Below are 25,929 nucleotides of genomic sequence, written 5' to 3' on the forward strand. Positions count from 1 at the left end.
GTATGTTTGTTAATACAGAATCCTTCATCATTCAATACTATATCAATATGAGAAAAATTATTTTACTGTTTTTCCTTCCTTTTTCAATTCTTGCACAAAAATTTTCAACTACTGAAATTAGTCGCTTTGAGGCACAGTCGAAGCGAGTAAGTATTATTCGTGACAATTGGGGTATTCCTCATATTTATGGCAAATCGGATGCTGATGCCGTTTTTGGCTTACTTTATGCCCAATGTGAAGATGATTTCAAGCGGGTAGAGATGAATTATATTGAAAAGCTTGGAAGAATTGCAGAACTAAAAGGAGAATCAGAACTCTATAACGATTTACAAATTCGCTTGCTGATTGATACTACCGAAGCCAAAGCAGATTATCAAAAGGCTGCACCTTGGTTGAAGAAATTGTTGAATGCTTATGCCGATGGTATCAACTTTTATTTATACAGACATCCAGCAGTGAAACCTGCTATGTTGACACGCTTTAAACCGTGGTATGCCTTGTTATGGACAGATGGAAGTATTGGCGCAATCAGTACAGCCGATTTAAGCATAGCTGATTTAAAGAACTTTTACTCAGGTAGTTTAGTATCTGCAGTAGCTGTTCCTAAAAATCCTGAGCAACAAACAGGTTCAAATGGGTTTGCATTTTCTCCTAAGATTACGCAATCAGGCAAAGCTATTTTATACATTAATCCACACGTTACTTTTTACTTCCGACCAGAAGTACAAGTGGTTAGTGAAGAAGGACTGAATGCTTATGGAGCCGTTACTTGGGGGCAAATGTTTGTTTATCAGGGATTTAATCAATACTGCGGTTGGATGCACACCTCTAGTAACGTAGATGTTGCCGATATGTATGCGGAAAAGATTAGCAAAAAAGGCGACAAGTATTTTTATGAATATGAAGGCGCTTTGAAGCCTGTAACAGAAAAGAAAATTACGATTAGTTACCTCGCTGACAATGTATTAAAACAGAAAACCTTTAATACATATTTTACACATCACGGACCAATTATGGGTAAAAGAGATGATAAATGGGTGAGCCTAAAATCTTATAACCGTTCTATTGTCAGCATGATTCAGAGTTGGAAAAGAACCAAAGCCAAAGGTTTTGAAGAGTATAAGCAAGTGATGGCTTTAAAGGCAAATACGTCCAACAATACTGTTTTTGCTGATTATAAAGGTAATATCGCTTATTGGCATGGCAACTATATTCCTAAAAGAGATAACCAGTACAATTGGGCTAAACCTGTAGATGGTTCAATAGCAGCTACAGAATGGAAAGGCTTGCATGAGGTAGATGAAACCGTCCATTTGTATAATCCTGTCAACGGGTGGTTGCAAAATTGTAATTCAACACCCTTTTCAGTGGCAGGGGCTAATAGTCCTAAACGAGAAGATTATTCATCCTACATGGCTCCTGACGGTGAAAACTTTAGAGGAGTAAATGCAGTAAGGGTATTAGACCGTGAGAAAAAATATACTATAGACAAAGTAATAGCCGCAGGTTATGATACTTATTTGTCGGCTTTTGAAATATTGATTCCAGCTTTGGTGAAAACATTTGAACGTGACGTAAAGCAAAACGATTCGCTCTATACGCAACTAAAAGCACCGATTGAAGTCTTGAAAGCATGGGATTATCATTCATCAGAAAATTCTGTGGCTACTACTTTAGCAGTAGAATGGGCACAGAAACTGAGTCCAGTGATTCAAAGATTATACATAGACCAAGGCGAAACGGATCAGGTAGAGAATACTAAAAGATTTGCTGCCAATGCTGATATAGCAAAGTTTATGCCTCCGTTGGTGACTGTAATTAACGATTTGAATAAAAAATTTGGTACTTGGCAAATACCTTGGGGCGAACTAAATCGTTTTCAAAGATTGACTGGTGATTTACAAACAAAATATAATGATAATGAGCCAAGTGTACCTGTAGGTTTTGCTTCAGCATTGTGGGGGTCATTGCCATCTTATAATAGTAGGTATTACCAAGGAACCAATAAAAGATATGGCGTGGGGGGTAATAGTTTTATTTGTGCAGTAGAATTTGGTGAAAAAATAAAGGCTAAATCTTTGTTAGCAGGTGGCGAAAGTGGCGATCCAACCTCAAAACATTTTAAAGACCAGTTATTAATGTACACAAAGGGACAGTTTAAGGATGTCTATTTTTATAAGAGTGATGTGATAAAAAATGCAGAAAAGACGTATCATCCAGGCGAATAAGCGTAAATATTGTTAAACAAATTGATAAAACGTTAGGTTAGCAGTATATTTGAAAGATTTTTTCAAATAAGATTCAAACAGTAATTTCAATAACGAATTAAATTAAAATTAAATGGCGTATCAACAAGATTTTACTCATGTGACAGGTTCTGAACCACACCGTTTGCGTACAAGGCAGATTTTGAAGGCTCACCCCGAGGTCAAGAAGTTAATCACTAAAAATCCAATGACAATGGTATGGATTTTGGCTTGCGTGTCAATTCAAATCCTGATGACTTATTTGGTAAAAGACCAAGCGTGGTATATTATTTTAGCGGCTGCTTGGTGCATTGGTGCTTTCCCATCACATACATTATTTATTTGTATCCATGAGGCTTCGCACAACCTTGTTTTCAAAAAACCATCGTGGAATGTTTATGCTGGTATCATTGCTAATTTTCCATCATTAGTACCTACAGCCATTTCATTTAAAAACTATCACTTAAAGCACCACGCTTTTCAAGGAGTACACGAATTAGATGCTGACTTACCAGATAAATGGGAGGCTAAAATGATTAATAATTACTTCTTAGGTAAAACAATATGGTTGTTATTATTCCCAATTTTTCAAGTAATTCGTACACTACGTTGTTTGGAATTAGCCGTAATAGACCGTTGGGTATTGATGAATATTTTCGCTCAAATTGCCTTTGATGTTGTCATTTGGTATTTCTGGGGATGGTCAGCGTTAGGATATATGGGCGCAAGTTTTATGTTCTCGGTAGGTTTACATCCACTGGGTGCAAGATGGATTCAAGAACATTATCTTGTGTTGGATAAAGACCAAGAAACATATAGCTATTATGGTGGGTTGAATTTAATCAACATGAATGTGGGCTACCACAACGAACACCACGATATGCCATCAGTACCTTGGAATAATTTACCAAAATTGAAAGCAACTGCTCCTGAGTTTTATGATGATTTGAAGTACCATACTTCATTTGTGAAATTATTTTTCACCTTTTTATTTAGTCAAGAAGTAGGCTTATATTCAAGAATTGTAAGAAAAGAAAGAGGTCGTGTAGGGTTGGATGATACTTCAATTCCAGATATTCAAATGGCTGAACAAAAATTGTAGTAGTCATCTGCAATTTTTTAATAAGAATTTTCGTTCTAAATAGCTCCATTTTTGGAGCTATTTTTATTTTTAAGAAATTAGTTTTATCCTAAACTGCTTATTTGTTTTTTTAAGAATAATGTACGAAGTTTGTTAAACAGAAACCCTTTGCTAACTATAATATTGAATGTTTTGAGTGTCCTCAATACATTTTTCGCTGTTCCCCATCACGCAAACATTGTTTTGAAATTTAGTAAAAAAAGCAAATGGCAAAGAAAAATAAATTAAGAATCATCAACTACGTCAAGGATGGAGTGGTACTGAGAAGTGAAGTTGCGCCCAAACCTCCAAAAAGAATTACAGCGAAATGGACCCAAGAGGAAATTGATTTCCTCAAAGAAAATTTTCAGAATTTGACATCCAGAGAAATTTCTGATCAACTTGGAAGAAGTTGGGAATCTGTAAGAGGGCAACTTAAAAGATTTAAACTCACAGTAGGAGAAGAGCTTAGGAAAGTACGCCAAGCAAGTAGAAAAGGTGTTCCTTCAGGCAGAGAAGGCGTTACCAAATGGACTGACGAAGCCATTAATTATTTAAAGGAACATCATTACAGTAAACCTCTACCCGAGATTTGTGAACATCTCGGTTTAAGATATGGCGTTGTGTATAAAAAAATGCGCGCGCTTGGTCTGAATGTAAACCCTGAAATAGCTTTAAAGGTAAGGAAAGAGGGTATTGGTCGTATTAATGCCGAAAAGAAAGCTTATTTTGCTTCTGATGATTTCCTTGAGAAACAACGAAATAAGCAATTAAAGAAACGTACGAATTCTATTAAGCAACGTTTAATCAATAGGGAACTGTCGGAAATCCAGAAAATTCAGAATGAGATAAAATCAGCGATGAAAAAGATAGAGAAGAACGATGCTCTTATCAATAAACTTGTCACTGAAAAACAAAATTTAAGAGCAGATGTCAAACGCTCTGAACTTCGTATAAAAGCCATCACAGATAAATTGAATTCTTCGGTTCAGCATTCTGAAATAAGTAATTAAAATACAGGGAAATCAGTGCAGTAAAAAAGGCGTTTTTCATTAACTTTATCACGAACAAAGAATATAAACTCAAAAATGAAAAAACAATTTTTCTCTATTGGCATAATACCTCTACTGGCTGGCTTATTAATATCTGTTGATGCTTCCTGCAATCTAAATCATGCAAATGATAACCCTATTTTAAAAAAATCAGTAGAAGCTGGTACTGAGGGGTTAAAGATTGAAACTTTTGTTACAGGCTTGAATGTGCCTTGGGGAATGGCTTTTTTACCTAACGGTGATATGTTGGTTACTGAAAGGTCTGGGCAACTAAGATTGATTCATGATGGAAAATTAGTAGAAGAGCCTATCAAAGGACTCCCTGCGATTGTTTCTAAAGGACAAGGTGGGCTTCTTGATATAAAATTGCATCCTAATTATGCCAAAAATGGCTGGATTTATTTTAGCTATTCATCGCCATTAGCAGATGGAGAGACTGGAAAAGGTTCTAATACGGCGTTGATGCGTGCTAAATTAGTAGGTAATACCCTGACAGAACAAAAAGTAGTTTTCAAAGCAACACCAAATGTAACTACAACCCATCACTACGGTGGAAGAATTGCTTTTGATAGAGCAGGCTATTTATACTTGACAGTAGGAGAGAGAGGTCAACAAGAAGAGGCTCAGAAACTTACGACTTTCCAAGGAAAAGTAGTTCGTTTAAATGATGATGGTTCTGTGCCTAAAGATAATCCATTTGTTGGGCAAGAGGGAGCTAGACCAGAAATCTATTCTTATGGACATAGAAATCCTCAAGGTTTTGTGATTAACCCAACGACGGGTGATTTGTGGGAACACGAACATGGCCCACAGGGAGGTGATGAAGTGAACATCTTAAAGAAAGGTGCAAACTATGGCTGGCCAGCAATTACCTTCGGTATTGGCTATGATAATTCAATTATCAGTCCAGATACTGCTCGTGCAGGAATGGAACAGCCTATTATTTATTACAGACCATCAATTGCACCTTGCGGAATGACTTTTGTGACAAGCAAGAAATTTCCTGATTGGAAGGGCAATTTACTGATTGGGTCATTAAAATTTAATTATATCAAGCGTTGTGTAATTAAAAATAACAAAGTGGTTAGTCAGGAAACTGTGTTTGAAAATATTGGTAGAGTAAGAGACATCAAAGAAGGTCCAGACGGAAATATTTATGTAGCGATTGAAAGTACGGGTTCAATTGTAAAAATTAGCCCAACTAAATAGTGGCAATCGGTCTTCGGTCATCAGCAATCGGTTTTTATAATTTAAAGCCGATTGCTGTTGGCTATTATTATCAATTCTGATAATCTAAAGCTGAATCTCGATACCTGAAAACCAATTTTTATATTTTGACTGCCGAATTCCGACAACCGACAGCCGAAATCCCCTAAAGAAAAATGAAAATAATTATACTAATTGCTTCAATGTTGTTTCTGTCTCCTTTTTGGCGTCAAGAAGACGAACTAGCTGAAAGTATTGCCCGTGGGAAAGAAGTATATATGAATAACTGCATTGTTTGCCACATGGGCAAAGGAGAAGGCGTTCCTAAGCTTAATCCACCTTTGGCAAATTCTGATTATTTATTGAAAACTCCTGAAAAAGGCATTAGAGCAATAAAATTTGGACTAAAAGACTCTATCCAAGTAAATGGAGTAAAGTATCAAGGCATGATGCCTGAACCCGGATTAGAGAATGAAGAAATTGCCGATGTAATGAATTATATCTTGAATTCTTGGGGTAATAAATCGACAAAAATAATTGATGTGAAAACAGTAGAGGGAATCAAAAAATGATTTCCTTTTGTTTTTAGCTCTTGGTTTAGATTAGACAACTTTTCAAAAGTTGACAAATCTTTAACTGTTTAATCTGTTTACTTCCTCTTAAAATAAGGCCAGCCTTTTTTAAAGCCCATTTCCACAATATTCATCTTCGACTTTCCTTGGTCTTCTGCATCGTAATAATGAATAGAGATAATTTTTTTGCCTTTATCTCTTAATAAACCTACATGGCCAGGCCCTTGGAATTTACCTTCAGTTCGCATAATTACCGTACCTCCACCAGCATTCAAATCTTTACCAGTTTGGTCTAAAAAGGGACCTAAAGGGTTTTTAGAACGCCCACAAACAATATAATATGTACTGTTTAATCCTTTGCAGCATAAACCATTATTAACAAACAGGTAATAATATTCTCCTTCTTGTATCAGACAAGAGGCTTCCCAGTCAGATTCTCTGCCACCAGCCACTTTTTTAATACTTTCTCCAGTTTTGATTTTCCCCGAAATAGAATCTAACTCTACCGCACCAATCCCACCGAAGAATGAACCATAGGTCATCCAAATTTTACCTTGCTTGTCTTTTAAAATACTTGGATCTATGGCATTGAAGTCTTTCCGTTCTTTAGATGCCATAACCATACCTAGGTCTGTCCACTTATATTTTGCAGAAGTTGGGTCAAGGGTTTCATTGGTTGCTACACCAATGACTGACTGAGTAACACCGAAAGATGAACAAGAGTAATACAAGTAGTATTTGCCATTCAGATAAATACAATCTGGAGCCCAAAAATGTCCTTGGAATTTAGGTACATATTCCTTAATCCAAGTGGGGAAAGAATCCTTTTTATACACAGTTTGTGGTGATACTTTCCAATTAACTAAATCGGTTGAATAAGTAGCTTTGATGCCATGTCCAGTAGAGAAAAACCAATAACTATTGCCTTCCTTCAAGATGGTAGAAGGGTCATGAGATTCTATTTCTCCCTGTTGTGCATTAGTCGCTAAGTTTATTAATAGTGTGAATAAAGCTACTAAAAGATACTTAGTATTTTGAATCATAGCAATTGTTAGATTGAGGTTTAACCCGACAAGCTACGGAATAAAATAGCTCGTCGGGTTAGATTAATTGTTATTCAAAAACCCCCACAAAACCTCCGTTAGGTTTTAAAGAGATTTTGTATTGTCCATTTGCAGGAACATCAAATGATGATTCTTTTAACAAAACGGTTTCATCATCAGAGATTAATTGTCCTTTTTTATTTTTTAAGAAAGATAAATCAAGCGTTAATTCTTTGTTGATTCCTTCACCATTAATACCAGCGATGTACCATTTGTTACCTGATTTTCTAGCTATAACAAACAATTTTCCGGGGAATCCGTCGATAAAACGTGTTTCATCCCAAGTACTTGGTAATGTTTGTAAGAATTTTTGAGCAAACTCAGGTACGTGAGCCATTCCTTCTGGTGATTCAGCAAAATGTTGAATACCTGAAATAAACACGACAGACAGGGCTAATTCAAAAGCAGAAGTAGTTCGTCTTTTGATATTAGGCACTTTGTACAAATTCATCGGCGTAAAATCCATTGGGTCAAAAGCATTACGCGTAAAAGGCAAAGTTGTACAATGTGCAGGCTGTTCGTCGGCTGCTGCTTGGTCGAAAGTAACCATTTCAAACCCTTTCACGGCCTCGGCAGTCATTAAATTAGGATAAGTTCTGTGCCAGCCTCTTGGTAAAGTAGCACCATGAAAGTTGACCAGTAATTGCACTTTTGCCGCATCTTCTAAAATATCTAAATAATATTTAATCATAGATTGTCCATCACCACCAAAGAAATCAATTTTTACTCCTGCAATACCCATTTCCTTGATTTTGGTAAATTCTTTCATTCTACCTTCATGTGTCAGCAATAATCCTTTAGGATGATACTTCACTGTGTTCCAATCGCCTGCGGAATTATACCAAAGTAACAGTTTTACATTTTTGGTTTTGGCATAATCAGCTAGCCATTTTGTTTTGTCATAACCAATTCTAGTGTCCCAATCGGCATCTATCAAACAATATTCCCAGTGCATTTTAGCGGCAAAGTCGATGTAATCTTTGGTAGTATCAAAATTGACAGATTCATCTTTCTTGATAATCCAACTCCAAGAAGCTTTGCCTGTCTGGATAAATGAGGTATCAATTTTGATGGCAGGTTTGGCTAAGTCTGTACCCAAGGTTGATTCTGTGATAGTCTTCAATGAACCTAATGCAATGATTCTCCAAGGTGATAACCAAGGTAAAGTAGATTGAGGATTCAACTCTCCCCCTGTAAATACTTCAGGTGCTTGTGGAAACCCTATTTTGTATTCATTATTGGGCGATTCAGCTCTTAGGCGTGTAGCACAATAAGTGCCATCTAAACCAGCTTCGGTTAATAAAACCCAAGTACCATTCGTTTGAAAAAGGGCAGGATAGACCCAACCCGCTTTAATAGGTGAAATAATGCCCGCTAAGATATTTTTTTGATAAAATTCTTCATAAGAAGGATGGCAATGTTCCCAACCCGTTTGGGCGTCACTCATGGGTTGAAGCCAAGCTTTAGTAGCTTCTGGAAAATTAAATGAAGTGATTTCTTCACTGATTTTCTTGATATCACTAGCGTTTTCAGGAAAGAAATACCTAAACGCTACACCATCGTTTGATACCTGAAAAATAATGTCAAGTTTTTTGCCATGTGCATTTTTTAGTTTAAAAACCTGACGGTTAGCTGTATAGGTAATATTGCTCTTTTTAGTAGTAAGGATGGTGTACTTATCTTTTATTAAAACAGACTTTGTAGTCTCTAAAAGTGTAAGCCCTTTAGTGAAATCGCCATCTTCACGGATAAGTCCTAAGCGAGACGATTCTAGTACTTGCTTTCCTTGAAAGCTTACAGAATAGCTTGCTTGTTGATTTTTCAGTGAAAAATCAACGGTAATTTGATGATTCGGACTAAACATTTTCTGTGAAAAAGCACTACTTGCCAATAGTAAAAAAATAATTGTTTGAAATGATTTTAGGTTCATTGTAAGGAAAGATGTTTTATTAGGATAAATAAAATTAAGAAACGGAATTTAAAAAAAATCGTCTTGTCGTATAGAATTAGGTTTGGTAATTCATTAGACAAGACGACCTTAATAAAAAGCAAATATTATAGTAACTTTACTCTTAATACTGTAAATGAATTCGGAGCTAACGTCAAAGAGATTTTCTTCTTTGGATTAAGTGTGATAGTTTCTTCTACGGGACTTACGTTCGTAGCATTTTCAAATGTATTTAAAGCCTCTGGATTATTATTTTTCAATACAATCAATTTAGCTTTTGCATCAAATTTTTTGATACCTTCAAGATTCACTTCACGAATTTGCTCTTTATCTGAGATGTTTGCTACTTTCAAAATCACTTCGTTGGTAGCTTTGTCTAAAATACCAGAAGCATACAAGTCTCCTTGTCCTGTTAGTGGCTTTCCATTTTCAGAAGTATTTAATACGTGTGTACCTTTATTAGTAGAATACAATTTTTGTACATAATAATTTGGTGTACCATAAGAACGAAGATTATCTACCCAAATCATGTCTGGTGTCCATTGCCAGCCCTCAGCATGTGCAAAAAGTGGTGCATAAGATGCCATATTTACTACTTGTGCATTACGTTCTAAGCCTGTCATAAATGCTGCTTCTGATAAAGCACATTTCCAGTTATTTACATTTTTTACACTTACCGTTTTATCACTTTGAGCAGCATATTCACCTGCAAATACTTTTGAACCATTGCGGTCGTAAGAATCATAGCGACCAGCATTTTTCAAAAACCAATCTGGTGTACGATAATAATGCTCGTCGATAATATCAGCATTCATCTCACGTAACTCTTTGTTCAAATAATCAAATCTATCGCCATTAGGGTCAGTTCCAGAACTGTTCACTAATTTAATCTTCGGATATTTTGCTTTGATGGCTTTTGTGAAAACCTTCAAACGTTCTACATATTGTGGACCCCAGTTTTCATTACCAATTCCTAAGAATTTTAAATCAAAAGGTGCTGGATGACCCATGTCTGCACGTACTTTACCCCATTTAGTATTAGGTTCGGCATTGGCAAATTCTATCAAATCTAGGGCATCTTGCACATACGAATCTAGTTCATTTACAGGTACAACTTCAGCGGTATTGAATTGACAGGCCATACCACAGTTCAAGATAGGAAGTGGCTCTGCGCCAATGTCTTCGGCCAATTGGAAATATTCAAAGAAGCCTAAACCAAAAGTTTGGAAATAATCTGGTGCTGGGCGATGTGCAAATTCTAGGTTCCAACGGTTAATAATCAACTGACGTTCTTCAACGGGGCCAAGTGTTTTTTTCCATTGATAACGGTTGGCTAAATCTATCCCTTCTACAATACAACCACCTGGGAAACGAATAAATCCAGGTTTCATATCTGCTAAAAGCTGAATCATATCAGCACGCATTCCGCCTGGTCTTTTCTTCCAAGTATCTTCAGGGAACAGTGAAATCATGTCAAGGTCTATTTCACCATTTCCTTCAAACCAAATTCTGAACTTTCCTTTTGCTTCTGTTTCAGTGGCATTGAAACTGATGGCTTCTTTTTTCCACGAATGTCCGTTTCCAGTAGGATTGAGCGTGGTTTCACCGATAATACTACCTTTTGAATCAATTAACTCTAAGTGTAATTTTACCGATCCTGTTTGATGACGATACAGTACAGAAAAGTCATATCTCAGCCCCTTTTTAATTCCCATTCCTTTGAAGCCCTCGTTAGTAATTCCTAGTTCTCCTTTAGAAATGTTATTGGCTTTTACACTGATATATCTTGGGTTAACGGTATTGCCATGGCGATTTTGAATAATGATATCACCTTCTTCCGCTTTTTTCCGTTCAATTTTCCAACCCATCCAAGGCTTAGCGAATTCAAAAGAACGGTTTTTAACTAATTCAGCATAGATACCACCATCAGCACCCATGTTAATGTCTTCAAAAAATACACCCCACATCGTTGGCTGAATTGGCGCTACAGGTTGTGTGGCTTTAATATTAATAACGGGATTTTGTGCAAAAGACTCTGTCAGTAAAAAAAGACTTACTGCTAAAGAAAGGATTTTTTTCATGGATTTATTCATTATGTTTTTGTTACTAGTTTTGATTTTTCAAAGGTTATCGGTTTTGTTTTATTTCACTACTTCAAAGGTATAAAGGTTTATACTTGCAGGTGCAATTTTTATAAGGTCTTTTTTCTGGATAAAGGCTTTTTTCACAAATACCTCCTGTTTCTTTCCAACTACATTTTTAGCATCTACTGAATTTCCTGTTAATGAATAATGAATGACTTCCATATTCTACCGCTTTATACCAGCAGTATTTATTTCCTTTTTTATTACTTGTGAAGTCGAAGCATCACCTTTTGCTCAAGCGAAACTTTTGGTATTTAATGGACTTTGATACTCTTCCCAATTAACCATATCTGTAGATGATGAGTAACAAAGCCATTCGTGCATTACATAGCGTTGTTCGCGCGTAGGTGCTCGTATACTGTTCCGTTATCAACTAAAGCGGCAGAGTCGGCAGTGAACTTGTCTTTAATAATAGGATTCCCAGAAGTTTTTACTTGTGCGTTTCCTGCAAATGCAAACATTAATTGGCCTGCAAATAATAGTTTTAAAAGGTTTTTACGATTCATGGATTATATTTATTTGTTTACAAAAAACACTATTTTTTCTTACCCCAAACACTGGTTCCTTTGTTATTCAAACCTGTAAAAAGAATAGTTTCTTTTTTGTTTTCCCAGTCGCGACCTCGGTCTACATACACTTGGTCTGTAAAACCATTACTCCACTTTAATTCTAACCACGGAGCCGTATAAGTCCATTTACTAGCAACATCGCTATTGAGAGTACCATTGGCATTTAGTGTTAAAGTGACAGCATATTGAAAGTCGGGTTGGTTTTGTTCTTTATCATATCCCGGTACTATTCTATACCCAAGTACAATCTGTTCCCAATCTCCCACCAAATCATTACTTGTGATAGTCGTTGTAAATTCTCCAGCAAAACGCTCAGGTGATGCTACTGGCCAGCCATCTTTCGTCCAATATAGCTTTCTATTGTGAAGAATCATAAAATTGGAGTCGTTCCCTGGGCGGCCTTGGTGACTAATATAAAACTGGCCATTGTTTTCAAATACAGCACAGTGTGAAACACCTTGCCAACCAGCATGCCCCATAAATTGGTAGGGAGCAATAATCATTGGTCCGTGGTCTTGATTAGTGTTTACATCTTTTCCGTCATAGTCATAGAAAGGGCCTTGTGGAGAATCTGCTTTGGCTACTCTTACATTGTATTTTGTTGCCAGCCAGTCGTAGGCAATGAATAAATAATATTTCTTTTGCTCTTTATTATAAATAATTTCTGGACCTTCAATGTTGCCATTATAAACACCATTGGTAAAACCACGATTGGCAATTCTTTTGCCCTTATCACCTGGACTTAGTGCCAAGCCTGTAGTAGGGTCAAGTTGCAATATATAAATTCCATCCCAAGCAGAACCATAATACATCCAGTGTTTTCCTTGTTGGTCAATCAATACTGTAGGGTCAATAGCATTGGTTTGTATCGTATTATCATCTTTTGAAACTACTGTTAAGCCTTGTTCTTTCCAAGGCCCAGTAGGAGAGGAGGAAGTGGCTAACCCAATGGCACTTAATCGAGGTTTGGCTGATGAAAGCGAGTAATATAGTCGGTATTCGCTACCTACTTTAATTACATACGGAGCCCAAAGTGAATTAAAGGGTGTTCCGCCAGCTTGCTTGATATAGTCTGAACCTTTGGTCGGAAGGGCGTCAAAAACCCATCCGTAAAATTTCCATTCGATTAAATCTTTGGAAGAACGTATTTGAATACCGGGACGAATATCTGTGCCATACGCTACATCTGTATTATAACAGTAATAAGTATCGCCATCTTTGATGATAGAAGGGTCGTGAACATTATAACAGCCCCAGTTTAGATAATTAGATGCAGGAGCAATGTCGGCATAATTATCTTTGATAGAATTGATGTCAAATTTTGTGGTGGGCGTAGTAGGCAATGGTTGAACAACTGTTTCAGCCTTATCACCACCACAAGCTGACAACAATAGCATACTAACACTAAAATATATTGATTTCCTAAAGAGTAACATGTGTGGTATAGGTTGGGTTAATGGAAGTTATTTGAAATAATTCCCGCAAGTTTTTGAATACTTGCGGGAATAAAGAAGATACTAGTAGCTTAAGTTTTGTTTAACACCAGGGTTATTATCAATTTCATTCTGTGGAATTGGGAATACTTCACGACCAGTTTTGAATGTATTGAATTCTGGGTCTCTTGATTTTAACCAAGCTAATTTGGTAGCATCATTTAACCAACCCCAACGACGAATATCATCAAAACGGTGACCTTCTAAACAAAATTCTAATAAACGTTCATGACCAATTTGCTCACGCATTTGTGCTTGCGTCATGTTCGGTTTTACAGTAGCTAAATTTGGTAACCCAACACGACTTCTTACTTTTTGAATCAATGGATAGGCTGCTGCTGTTTGTCCAGTTTCGTTTAAACATTCAGCATACATCATCAATACATCAGCATAACGCATCAATCTTTCGTTAATACCCGAACGCCAGTCAAATTCATCGGCTTTGGTATCATCATTTTCGTATTTACGGCAGTATAGTGAATTTAAAGCACCTGCATTTCCTGCATATCTTACTGCAAACTCAACTCCATAAACCATAAAACCTGGCTTATTGTAAAACATGGTAGCTACTAAACGAGGGTCATCTTTACCATCAGCCGTTTTCTCTTCTAAGAACTCATTAAATACTGAACGAGTAGGTTGCACGTCTGTCCAGCCCAATCCATTCGCGCCGTATGTAATCGCTCTAGCTGATACTCTACCCCATGAAGCAATAGGTTCACCACCCCAGTTAAGGTCTGTACCACCAGCCGTACGTTCAAATTGAACTTCAAAAAGAGATTCTTTATTATTCTCGTTAGCCTCTGTAAAGTTATCGCGATAGTTTGGTACTAAATCATAAATGCCTAAATCAATCACTGCTTTGAATTGAGCCGCAGCTTCAGTGTATTTATGATTTGTCAAATAAGCTTTTCCTAAATAAGCCATAGCCGCTCCCTTAGTCGCACGACCAAGGTCTGTCCCTGCATAGGTATTAGGCAACATATCAGCAGCTTTTTTGAAATCTTCCATTACTTGTGTCCATCCTTCTGCCTCTGTTGATTGTTTTACAAAAAAGTCTTTTGTCGATTGTACAGAATTAGTAGGTAACATTACACTCCCAAACATATTCACTAAATGATAGAAGTATAAGCCACGCAAGAAGTACGCTTCACCCAAGATGCGTTTTTTAAGGTTGGCATCCATTGTAATGCCAGGAACGTAATCTAATACTTGGTTTGCTTTAAAAATACCTTCATAGTATGCACCAAAAGCCCACCCATAAATATCAGAATTGCCAGCATTCAAAGCAAATTTTCCAGAATTATACATTTGGTCCCAAGGACTGTTACTCATTACATCATCACCACGATTATCAAGTAATAATGGTGTCGAGCGCATATAGCTTCCATCAATGGCTAAACTCAGGTATACTGAATTAATACCTTTTAAAGCATCTTCTTGATTATTCCAAAAAGTAGAAGATGTTTGTGCGTTTGGATTAACCTGATTTAATTTATCTTCGCATGAAGTAGCTATCAATAAGGTCGCTGAAAGCGCAATGATAACTTTTTTGTTAAATATTTTCATTGTAATAAATTCGTTTGAGTGAAACTAAAAACCAACTTGTAAACCCAATAAAATAGCTCGTGGGTTAGGGTATGAACCATTGTAATAACCCCTGCTAAATAGGCCATCACTTTCACCCATGAAATCAGGATCAAAACTCTTGAATCCAGAAATTAAGAAAACATTTTGTCCTGAAACATAGAATCTTACTTTGCTTACTTTCAATTTATTTACAATAGATGAAGGCAAAGTATATCCTATCTGAGCGTTCTGTAATCTTACATAAGTACCATTTTCAACGAATCTGTCTGAATCTCTACCATTTGAATTAGGGTCACCAATAATTGGTCTTGGCACATTTGTATTAGTTTTTGTTGGCGTCCAGTAATTTAATGCATCCGTCGAACCATTGCTGTATTGCAAGCCCATCAAATCACGGTACATTCCATTATAAATTTTATTGCCTCCACTTCCTTGGAAGAAGCAAGAAAAGTCAAAGTTTTTATAGGCAGCATTGAAGTTTGCCCCGAAATAGAAAGTCGGAATGGTATTTCCTAAGTAAGTACGGTCGTCTGAAGTAATTACGCCATCACCATTCAAATCTTTGAATTTTATATCACCTGGCGCTGCATTAGTTTGTGCTGCATGGTTTTTTACATCATCAGCATTCTGAAAGATTCCCTCAGAAATATATCCGAAAAGCTGACCAATTGGTTGACCAATTGCAGTTTTACTTGCCGCTCTATAAATTGGATTGTTTATGCCACCTAAAGCGATAACTTTGTTAGTAAGTGTATGGAAATTTGCAGAAATACCATATTTGAAATCTCCTGTTTGTTGACGATAACTAGCTGTGAATTCAATACCAGAGTTTTTTAATGAGGCAGCATTTGTCAAAACCGTTCTATTAGTTGAACCAACAGATAAAGGAATAGGAATATCTGCTAACACATCATTCGACCGATTGTTAAAGTACTCTACCGTTAAAGAAATACGTTCTTTTAACAAACCTAATTCCAATGCTATATTTGAAGTACTTTTACTTTCCCATTTAATTGAAGGGTCAACAACTTGCGTTTGTATTGCTCCTGAGGCTAGTAAACCACCTAAAACATAACCAGTTTGGGTATTAATATAAGTATCAGTTAAATAATCACCAATATTTTGATTTCCTAATGTTCCATAACCTCCTCTTAATTTTAATGTAGAGATTGTTTCAGGTAACTCAATATCATTATGAACATTCCAAGCTACACCTACTGAGGCAAAGTTTCCATAACGGTTTTCAGGTCTGAATTTAGAAGAACCATCACGACGATAATTTACTGTTAATAAGTATTTATCAGCATAATTATAGTTTATTCTCCCTAAAATCGAGCTTAATGACGAATTAGCATCCCATCCTGTTACACTTTTCCCATTTGCGGTATTAACAGCAGTATTCATGTTTAACACATAAGGTTCAGTTAAGCCTTTTGCACTAGCTTCTGTTCTTGAATAAGTACTTTGCTGAAAAGTATAACCTGCTAATGCTTCAATTCTATGCTTGCCAACTTCAACACTATAATTAAGTGTATTTTCAGCTAAAGTTGTAAGGTTACTTTCTCTTTTTTCGTATAAATAAGCATTAGGCGTTAGGTAATAAAAACCTAAGTCATATTTTGGTTCAAAGTATAAATATCTTGTATCAATGCGGTCAACACTTAATTGAAGTTTGTATTTTAAGTTTTTCAACAATTCTAATTCTCCAAAAACAGAACCTAAGAATCTGTTACGCGTATCAGTACCTTTTAGCAAAGAGTTCATTCCGATTACGTTTAGCGTAATGGCTCTTTGTGTGTTTTTATCTGCACCACCGAAACCTCCTAAACGATTTGGGTCGTATACAGACATGGTAGGAATTGCTGTTAATAAACTCGTTACTGCTCCACCAAATACAGCGTGTTCACGGGTATTTTCAGCACCAATCTTTTCTGAATTTGTATAGGCAATTTTAGCACCGAAAGAGAAAATACCTTTTTTGCCAGAAATGTTACCGTTGAAGGTATAACGTTTGTAGTTCTGCGGTCCAGTTACAGTAGAACTATTATTAAAGAAACCTAATGAAGCACTTGCTTTGATGGTTTCAGAACCACCCGACAGGCTTAAATTATGGTCTTGGATATAACCAGTTTTCAAACCTTCTTTTTGCCAGTTTGTATTTACATTGCTGATATAAGCTGGATTAGTAGGGTCGTTTGCAGGAGCAATAGTTAAACCTGCATTTAACTCAGCAGCACTCACAACATTTTGATAACCCACTCTATCCATTACAGAGATGGTTTTAGCAATATTCTGTACGCCAGCATAGGCGTTATAATCTACTCTTAATGGACCTGCTTTTCCTTTCTTGGTCGTAATGATTACCACACCATTCATCCCTCTTGAACCATAGATAGCACCCGCAGAAGCATCTTTCAACACAGAGATTGATTCAATATCATTGGTTGAAAAGTCGAAAGGATTATCCACAAGCACACCATCAATGACAAATAATGGGTTATTATTGGTCAATGAACCAATACCACGAATTTTGATGTTTACAAAACCGCCTGGCTCACCTGAGCTTTGTACTGTTACGCCCGGAACTTGTCCTTGTAAAAGTTTTGCTACATCATAAGAAGCTGTTTTCTTAGCATCTTCAATTTTTACAATCCCTACAGAACCTGTTAAATCTTTTGCTTTCTGAGTACCATAACCCACCACAACAACTTCATCAAGCGCTTTTACGTCAGATGATAAACTGATATTGATTAGTTTACGACCAGCCACTGAAATCTCTTTTGAAACATAACCAATCGAACTAAAAACTAATACAGTAGATTCGTTGTCAACTTCCATTGAAAATTCACCTAAAGCATTTGTTACAGTTCCTTTGTTTGTACCTTTAATTAAAACGCTCGCTCCCGGAATACCTTCTGAATTGTCACTACTAGTTACTTTGCCTTTTACTGGAAAGCCTGCAACCTTAATTGATTGAACGGATTCTCCTCCTAAAAAACTGGTTTTCTTATCGTTAGAAGCAATTACATGTATATGTTTTTTTACTTGTTTAAATTCTAAATTCACTTCTTTTGATAGAAAAGCAAGGATTTCCGTCAACGAACGATTTTCCATACTCATCGTTATGCGCATTTTGTCGTTTAAAAAGGCATCGTTGTACGTAAATTTATAAGCTGTCTTCTTTTCTATCTCTTTAAAAACTTGTAAAATGTTCATTTTATCGACTCTTAGAGTCAATCTGGTTTCATCAAAGCTATTTGCTTGAGCGTGAATAGACCCGATAACGTTCAAAAGCAGCAAAAAAATTGCGACAAAAAGATATTTTGAACGTCGTATACTTGGTAGTAAATGAATTTTCATAAATTTGTTATTGTATTTTAAATACTAAATACTTTTAATCCTTATCCTCCAAACGCCAATTTTTAGGATATTTTTTGAAAGGTTTTTATTTTGTATAGTGGTTGTGGGTCTATTTTTTTGCAGAAAACAGTCTTCACAACCTTATACAATTCAAACCCTTAGCTAGTGTTATCAGAATTTTTTACATTCATCATAATTAGATGGGTTTTGTTTAGTTAATAATTGAATGGTAATATATGATAGCGTGGTTAAGTAATTCAATTGTGAATGAGGATTGTTTTTCCTGCGATTTCATATTTGAAACCCGAAGTGAACGAGATACCCTGCATGACGTTTTCTAAACTTTCTTGTTGAAATTCGCCACTGTAGTGCCCTTTTAGCTCAACATTGGGCAGAACGATAATGTTTACACCATACCATATCTCTAATTTTGCAAATACATCGGTAAAGTTATCCCCGTCAAACATTAACACGCCCTTTTTCCAGCTTGTAGCTTTTTCGAGGTCTACTTTATCTTTGTGTATTACTGAAGAATTATCGAGTGTACCCATTTCATTAGGAGTAAGGTATTGGGCATTGCCAGATAGTTTTTCTTCCATTTTTACCTTTCCCGTCACAACCGCCACTTGTACTATTTTTTCATTAGCGTACGCACGTACGTTGAAAGATGTTCCTAATACTTGGGTTTTAACCTTTCCAGTTTCTACTATAAATGGCTTCTTTTTATTTTTTACCACCTCGAAAAAGCCTTCTCCAACCAATTCAACTATCCTATTGGTCTTGCTAAAAGCTACTGGATAACTGAGGCTACTTCCTGCATTTAAATGAACAATACTGCCATCTGGTAGAATTACTTTAGTCCTTTGTCCTTTATAAGTAGTGGCTACTTCTACGTTATTGCCTGAACGAGTAATCGTGAAAGGAGCGGGCTGGTCGTTGCCTGACCAATAAATACTGCCAACAAAAGCCATAATCACGGAAGCTGCTGCTGAAAAACCAAACAAGATTTTACGGAATTTCACTTTTTCAATAGCCCTTCTTTCTGTTTCTTCTTTTTCCTGTTTGAAGGCCTTGATTCGCTCAAACATTTTATTTTTATCTGCCTCTTCAAGGTGAAACTCATTTTTGTATTGTAAAGAGTTTACAAATTGCTTGGCAAGCAATAAATCACTTTTTCTATCAGGATTTGCTTCAGCCCATTTTAGCCAATGTTCATTAAGTTGGTCATTAGGCTGTCTAACCCAATTCACAAATGCGGGGTCTTGAAGTAAATCTTTTATGCGTTCAGTGTTGGAGTACATATATGTAGGTTTTCAATTAATAAAGACAAATTGTGTAATGATGACCATAGTAAAATCAATAAAAAATAAATTTATAGTGAATAAATTGAATAATTCATTGAAAACTAGGCGGTTAGCTTTGATAATATTTTTAATTATTTGATGATATTCTGTAATTAAAGGCATTTTTACATAGAAAAGTAAAATTTTTTATTTTTTTTATACAATTTGTTGGTTTTCTAAATATTTTATTATCTTTGTGTGCAATTGTGTCATTATGACACAAGATTTTCAAAAGCTCAACGAACATTAATAGATGAAAGAAGTATCTGACAGCCAGCTTTGGAATGAGTTTCTACATGGAAGTGATTCTGCGTTAGAGACAATTTATAGCCAATACGTTAATGTATTGTATAATTATGGTCGTCAGTTTACGAGTGATAGCGATTTGGTCAGAGATGCTGTTCAAGAATTATTTTGTGAATTAATTCAAAGTCGTGAGCGTTTAGGGGACACTACTTCTATTAAATTTTATTTATTGGCAAGTTTACGCAACAAACTAGTACGTAAAGTAAAACATGAAGATAGGTTCTCGAGCTTGAATAATTTTGGAGGAGACTTTCAGATTGATTTTGCCGCTGATTCGGATATTTTAAGAGAACTTTGCCTTGACCAATCGGGGCAACTTTTACAAGAAGCTTTTAATAAATTGCCCGTAAAACAAAGAGAAGCTATTTTGTTGTATTTCTATGAAGATGTGAGTTATGAAGAAATAGCAAAAATCATGGAAATGACCAAAGTGAAATCTGCAAGAGCGTTAATCTATAGAGCTTTGGATTCACTACAAGAGATTTTTAATGTTGGAGAAAAATATTCTTACCCTTGGGAATATCCTTTGGTGGGTTAAGAATATTTTTAAAAATTATATTTTGTTTATATCCAAAAAGCAGTATTTCCTTTCGTAAGACCTTACTTTTCTTGTCTTGACACAAGAAAAGTAACAAAAGAAAGTCAAGAAATTCCAAACTCGCTATCGCTCAAACAGTGGAATTTCACTAAATGCTGACGCCTAGATAGGATAAAACTTTAAGTAATAAATCTTTTCGAAATTTAAACATACTCTAATTATAAAATCATAAAAAAAGCGGACGAAATTAGTTTTTCAACCGCTTTTTTGATTGATGGATACCGAATTCCTACTGTTTGAGCGGAGCGAGTCGGTTCGCCGATGCGATTAGGAATTCTTGATTTTTTTGCGGCCGCCGTTGCGGTTACTTTTTGCATCAAGGCAAAAAGTAAGGACGAGAATAAATTACAAAAACTCAAAAATCATCTAAAACTCACTATTTTTAGAGAAAATTCGGGATGACTCATGTTACTTTCGTCAAACATTAATGTTTGTAATTAACATATCCTAATTGTTCGTCTTCGTCTTCAAATTCTAGCTCAGCATCTTTTTCCCAAATCTCCATTTCGCAAGGCTTGCAATTAAATTTCAATTTGTATTCATTTTCGCCATGTTTTAACGTGAGTGGTTCTACCAATTTTTCGCCCATGGTATCTCTTTGAAATCTGGCACATTTCCCTAACTCGTATTTTACACAATACTTAGTAGTCATTACACGTGCTTTGCCTGGGTCCCATTGCAATTCAAAGGCTTTTTCAATTTCCGTAACACCATGTCTTTTATAAAATGCTCTCGCCAAACGGTTTGAAACATTGTACATAAAGTCAAGCTTCTGAACTGGGTAAGGGTGATCTGTTTTAGTAATCTGAAATTCTTCTCTATGGTATTCCTTTACACGAATATCAACTAATTGTTCTAATACCTCTCTTCTAACTTCATTAACTTTTGAAATCGGTAAAAACCAATTGTTTGAAAACTCAACTTCAATTTCGTCAACGGTAAAAGGCGTATTTCCTGTTTTAGCAAGATTCTTTTTAATATTTGGAATCACCGACTCCTGACTCTTTGCTAATTCTTTGGTAGTGTCTAAGGTTAAATTACACTGGTGACCATCTTCATCAACTGCCAACAATTGGAAGCCATCAGCCGTTTCAGTAAAGCGTAATGAAACACCAATTTTGCGAACAGCACTGTTTTCTTTTTCAACCATTTTGTTAAATTCAGCATCTGAATTTCTATAAATGACTGTTCCTACTGGCAGTGGTTTAAAAGTATTAGGGACTACTACATTTCCAACGATAATATTGATTTGTGCGCCGTCGGCTTCACCTTGTTCGTTGATAAAATACAGTCCATCGCCATTGTTTAGTTTCTCATAATTTTCAATGACATAGCCATTTGCCTTTATTTCAAGCAATTTACCAATCAATTGTCCTTGAGATTTTGGACTTTCCCAGTTACCGATTTTCTCTTTGCGTTTGTTTACAAAATAGTCAGTATAACCTCTGTTAAAACTTCTATCCATTTCTGGTTCGAAATTATAGAATGTTCTACCCGACGAAGCTTTTTGATATTTATCAGTATTTTGTTCTAGAAATGCATCTAATTTCTTGCGTAAAAAAGAGGTATTGTTTTTAACATAAACAATATCTTTCAAACGTCCTTCTATCTTAAATGACGTAACACCTGCGTCAATTAAATTAGGTAATTGGTCGCTAAGGTCTAAATCTTTAATCGATAATAAATGGCTATTGGCAATTAAGGTTTTGCCAGTACCATCAATCAATTGATAAGGAAGACGGCAGTTTTGGGCACACGAACCTCTGTTAGCACTACGTTCCCCACCCGCAATACTCATATAACAATTGCCACTGAATGACACACAAAGGGCACCAGAAACAAAGAATTCCAGTTCAATATCAGTAGCCTCGCTGATTTCACGAACCTGATCTAAATTCAACTCTCTTGCCAACACAGCCCGTTTCATCCCTGCATCTTTCAAGAATTTAACATGTTTGGCATCTCTGTTATTGGCTTGTGTACTCGCATGGATTACGATAGGAGGTAAGTCCATTTCCATAATCGCCATATCCTGCACAATCAGGGCATCGACACCAATATCATATAATTGATAAATTAGCTTTTTGCACAAGTCTAATTCATTATCATATAAAATGGTATTGATAACGACAAACACTTGAGCTTTAAAAAGATGGGCATATTTAACCATCTCGGCGATATCTTCTAACGAATTGGTAGCATTAGTACGAGCCCCAAACTGTGGAGCCCCAATATATACAGCATCTGCACCAGCATTAATAGCGGCCATACCTTGAACCAAATTTTTGGCGGGTGCGAGAATTTCTATTTTCTTTTTCATACGACGATAACGTACAATGATTTAATTTTAATTGCAATAAACCACAAAGTTAAGACATACTTGATAAAAAATAGGCTTATCGTGAATAATTACCTTTTAATTTCAACCAATATCACTTTAGATAAACATCTCCTAAACGTTATTAATTCATGATAGGTAATTTAACCACGCTATTTACTCTAACCTTTTTATTGGTATCATCTGATTCATCCATCATTTCTAAAACACTTCCTTGGTTAGCTAATGCTGGTAACCATGGTGCTCATGCTAGTTTAACAATCCAAATAATTTCGTCTAGTTAATAAAAAACTTAGTAAAAAGCTATCAAATTATTGTGAGAAGGCGATAAATTATAGTTTACGTAAGTTGTTGATATATAGGTGTGTATTTGATTTACTAGTGAAGAGTTTGTTTCTCTGGAATTATAAATATAGTTTTAATTTATATTGTTATAAAAATTATCAATTTGATTTATAAAAATCATTTAACTAATTTTGACATGTAAATATTGAAAAATTAATATATAATCTTTAATATTTTATTTTTAACTTAAAGCTATTAAAGCGAAAAATTACCAACTTTAGTTCAATAAATAAACAATATTATCAAAACGTATAAAAATGGAACAACACTCATCACATCACGCGTCTAACGGAGAAGCTAAATGCCCATTCCATCACGGAGCTACTGCACCAGTTAAACACAGTGCTGGCGGTGGCACCAGAAACCAAGACTGGTGGCCAAATCAGTTAAGATTAAATATCCTGCGTCAACACTCATCACTATCTAATCCGATGGGAAATGATTTCAATTATGCAGAAGAGTTTAAATCGCTCGATTTGAATGTTTTGAAACAAGAAATCTTTGATTTAATGACCACTTCGCAAGATTGGTGGCCAGCAGATTATGGTCATTATGGCCCATTTTTTATTCGTATGGCATGGCATAGTGCGGGTACATATCGTATCGCAGATGGTCGTGGGGGTGCTGGTTCGGGAAGTCAACGCTTTGCACCACTTAACAGTTGGCCAGACAATGGTAACTTAGATAAGGCGCGCTTATTACTTTGGCCAATCAAACAAAAGTATGGTAGAAAAATATCATGGGCTGATTTAATGATACTTACAGGTAACTGTGCTTTGGAATCGATGGGTTTAAAAACCTTTGGATTCGGAGGTGGCCGTGAGGATATTTGGGAACCAGAAGAAGATATATATTGGGGCACAGAAGGCAAATGGCTGGACGACAAACGTTATTCGGGCGACCGTGAACTAGAGAACCCATTAGCGGCTGTTCAGATGGGGCTTATTTATGTAAACCCAGAAGGTCCTAACGGAAATCCAGACCCATTAGCGGCAGCTCGTGATATTCGTGATACATTTGGTAGAATGGCGATGAACGATGAAGAAACCGTGGCATTAATAGCTGGTGGACATACCTTTGGTAAAGCACATGGGGCAGCCGACCCAAGTATATATGTTGGTCCAGAACCGGCTGCGGCAGGCATAGAGGAACAAGGACTTGGCTGGAAAAATACCTACGGCACTGGTAACGCTGGTGCTACCATTACAAGTGGATTGGAAGGTGCTTGGAGCCAAACCCCAACACAATGGAGCAATAATTATTTTGATAATCTATTTGGTTTTGAATGGGAACTTACCAAAAGTCCTGCGGGGGCACATCAATGGAAGCCGAAGGATAATGGTGGTTTAGGTTCGGTACCAGATGCACATGACCCAAATACACGTCATGTCCCAATAATGTTTACGACAGATATTTCCTTGAGAGTCGATCCTATCTATGAACCCATTTCAAGACGATTCCATGAAAACCCAGAAGCTTTTGCAGATGCCTTTGCACGTGCTTGGTTTAAACTAACGCACCGTGATATGGGACCAAGAGTGCTTTATCTTGGTTCAGAAGTACCTAATGAAGAACTTATCTGGCAAGATCCAGTGCCAGCGGTAACATACAAACTAATAGAAGAACAAGATGTTGTGGCGCTGAAAGGTAAAATATTAGCATCGGGACTATCTGTTTCTGAATTAGTTTCTACTGCTTGGGCATCAGCATCTACCTTCCGTGGTTCTGATAAACGTGGTGGTGCCAATGGTGCAAGGGTTCGTTTAGCGCCACAAAAAGATTGGGCTGTTAATAATCCTGCTCAGTTGCAAAAAGTGCTAACAACTCTTGAAAGTATTCAAGTTGAGTTCAATAATACTGCATCAGACGGTAAGAAGGTTTCTATAGCCGACCTAATTGTGTTGGGTGGAGCTGCTGGGGTTGAACAGGCTGCCAAAAATGCTGGTTACGACATCACAGTTCCTTTCAAAGCTGGACGTACAGATGCTTCGCAAGAACAAACAGACGTAGAATCATTTGCTGTTCTTGAGCCAATTGCGGACGGTTTCCGTAATTATAAAAAAGGACACTATACTACTTCGTCAGAAGAAATGTTGATAGATAAAGCGCAGTTGATGACGCTAACTATCCCTGAAATGACGGTGCTGGTGGGTGGTTTACGAGTGCTAAATGCTAATTTTGATGGTTCTCATTACGGAGTATTTACAAAACGTAAGGAAACGCTTACTAACGACTATTTCGTTAATTTACTAGATTTAGGCACTACTTGGAAAGCTACTTCAGAATATCAAGATGTGTTTGAAGGACGTAATCGTTTTACAGGCGAACTTAGATGGTCGGGTACTCGTGTTGACCTTATCTTTGGCTCAAACTCAGAATTGAGAGCTATTGCAGAGGTGTACGGATTTGCAGACTCTCAAGAAAAATTTGTTCATGATTTTGTAACTGCATGGAACAAAGTAATGAATCTTGACCGTTTTGATTTGGTTTAAGGTTAATGAATAAAGAATCCGTTCATTTAGGTATTGTTAAAATATCTAAGTGAACGGATTTTTGTTTTATCTTGGTCTGTATCAGTTATAAACTGGAATGATTT

Annotated in this window: 17 protein-coding genes; 7 read left to right on the plus strand and 10 right to left on the minus strand. The window is 36.3% G+C overall.

Annotated features, from left to right (window positions below):
* Window positions 1–47: 47 nt before the first annotated feature.
* From VB264_RS03980 to VB264_RS04000, 5 genes are all read left to right on the plus strand, one after another.
* Window positions 48–2,228, plus strand: coding sequence for a penicillin acylase family protein (locus VB264_RS03980; RefSeq protein ID WP_323246968.1), 2,181 nt, complete (start codon window positions 48–50; stop codon window positions 2,226–2,228).
* A 112-nt stretch (window positions 2,229–2,340) separates the two neighbouring features.
* Window positions 2,341–3,348: a fatty acid desaturase gene (locus VB264_RS03985; RefSeq protein WP_323246970.1), complete on the plus strand. Its 1,008-nt coding sequence runs from the start codon at window positions 2,341–2,343 to the stop codon at window positions 3,346–3,348.
* A 245-nt stretch (window positions 3,349–3,593) separates the two neighbouring features.
* Complete coding sequence (locus VB264_RS03990; RefSeq protein ID WP_323246972.1) at window positions 3,594–4,379, plus strand: restriction endonuclease subunit S domain-containing protein; 786 nt, start codon at window positions 3,594–3,596, stop codon at window positions 4,377–4,379.
* 75 nt (window positions 4,380–4,454) lie between these two features.
* Window positions 4,455–5,627, plus strand: a complete 1,173-nt coding sequence (locus VB264_RS03995) for a PQQ-dependent sugar dehydrogenase (protein WP_323246974.1) — start codon at window positions 4,455–4,457, stop codon at window positions 5,625–5,627.
* A 173-nt stretch (window positions 5,628–5,800) separates the two neighbouring features.
* Window positions 5,801–6,196: a c-type cytochrome gene (locus VB264_RS04000; protein ID WP_323246976.1), complete on the plus strand. Its 396-nt coding sequence runs from the start codon at window positions 5,801–5,803 to the stop codon at window positions 6,194–6,196.
* Window positions 6,197–6,273: 77 nt separating this feature from the next.
* On the opposite strand, the gene VB264_RS04005 is transcribed toward VB264_RS04000, so the two are convergent.
* From VB264_RS04005 to VB264_RS04045, 9 genes are all read right to left on the minus strand, one after another.
* A complete protein-coding gene (locus VB264_RS04005; protein WP_323246978.1) occupies window positions 6,274–7,239 on the minus strand; it encodes an arabinan endo-1,5-alpha-L-arabinosidase in 966 nt (321 codons plus the stop codon).
* A gap of 70 nt (window positions 7,240–7,309) precedes the next feature.
* Complete coding sequence (locus VB264_RS04010; protein WP_323246980.1) at window positions 7,310–9,229, minus strand: glycoside hydrolase family 97 protein; 1,920 nt, start codon at window positions 9,227–9,229, stop codon at window positions 7,310–7,312.
* 125 nt (window positions 9,230–9,354) lie between these two features.
* Complete coding sequence (locus VB264_RS04015; RefSeq protein WP_323246982.1) at window positions 9,355–11,328, minus strand: alpha-L-arabinofuranosidase C-terminal domain-containing protein; 1,974 nt, start codon at window positions 11,326–11,328, stop codon at window positions 9,355–9,357.
* 60 nt (window positions 11,329–11,388) lie between these two features.
* Window positions 11,389–11,553 carry a hypothetical protein gene (locus VB264_RS04020; RefSeq protein WP_323246984.1) on the minus strand — a complete coding sequence of 55 codons (165 nt, stop codon included), beginning with the start codon at window positions 11,551–11,553 and terminating at the stop codon, window positions 11,389–11,391.
* A gap of 161 nt (window positions 11,554–11,714) precedes the next feature.
* Window positions 11,715–11,897 carry a hypothetical protein gene (locus VB264_RS04025; protein WP_323246986.1) on the minus strand — a complete coding sequence of 61 codons (183 nt, stop codon included), beginning with the start codon at window positions 11,895–11,897 and terminating at the stop codon, window positions 11,715–11,717.
* Window positions 11,898–11,926: 29 nt separating this feature from the next.
* A complete protein-coding gene (locus VB264_RS04030; RefSeq protein WP_323246988.1) occupies window positions 11,927–13,396 on the minus strand; it encodes an arabinan endo-1,5-alpha-L-arabinosidase in 1,470 nt (489 codons plus the stop codon).
* 81 nt (window positions 13,397–13,477) lie between these two features.
* On the minus strand, window positions 13,478–15,022 hold the full coding sequence (locus VB264_RS04035) for a RagB/SusD family nutrient uptake outer membrane protein (protein ID WP_323246990.1): 1,545 nt from the start codon (window positions 15,020–15,022) through the stop codon (window positions 13,478–13,480).
* Between the two features lie 24 nt (window positions 15,023–15,046).
* Window positions 15,047–18,259 carry a SusC/RagA family TonB-linked outer membrane protein gene (locus VB264_RS04040; protein WP_323246992.1) on the minus strand — a complete coding sequence of 1,071 codons (3,213 nt, stop codon included), beginning with the start codon at window positions 18,257–18,259 and terminating at the stop codon, window positions 15,047–15,049.
* A gap of 401 nt (window positions 18,260–18,660) precedes the next feature.
* Window positions 18,661–19,704, minus strand: a complete 1,044-nt coding sequence (locus tag VB264_RS04045) for a FecR family protein (protein ID WP_323246994.1) — start codon at window positions 19,702–19,704, stop codon at window positions 18,661–18,663.
* A 295-nt stretch (window positions 19,705–19,999) separates the two neighbouring features.
* On the opposite strand from VB264_RS04045, the gene VB264_RS04050 reads away from it, so the two are divergent.
* Entirely contained in the window at window positions 20,000–20,590 is a 591-nt protein-coding gene (locus VB264_RS04050; protein ID WP_323246996.1) for an RNA polymerase sigma factor, read from the plus strand.
* A 484-nt stretch (window positions 20,591–21,074) separates the two neighbouring features.
* Here the strand turns inward: VB264_RS04050 and VB264_RS04055 are convergent, their stop codons facing one another.
* The gene (locus tag VB264_RS04055) at window positions 21,075–22,970 is read right to left on the minus strand and encodes a peptidase U32 family protein (protein WP_323246998.1); all 1,896 of its coding nucleotides are present in this window, start codon (window positions 22,968–22,970) and stop codon (window positions 21,075–21,077) included.
* Between the two features lie 620 nt (window positions 22,971–23,590).
* On the opposite strand from VB264_RS04055, the gene katG reads away from it, so the two are divergent.
* On the plus strand, window positions 23,591–25,825 hold the full coding sequence (gene katG, locus VB264_RS04060) for a catalase/peroxidase HPI (RefSeq protein WP_323247000.1): 2,235 nt from the start codon (window positions 23,591–23,593) through the stop codon (window positions 25,823–25,825).
* Window positions 25,826–25,929 lie beyond the last annotated feature (104 nt).

It is taken from the genome of Arcicella aquatica (genome assembly GCF_034928825.1).
GTDB classification, from domain to species: Bacteria; Bacteroidota; Bacteroidia; order Cytophagales; family Spirosomataceae; genus Arcicella; species Arcicella aquatica.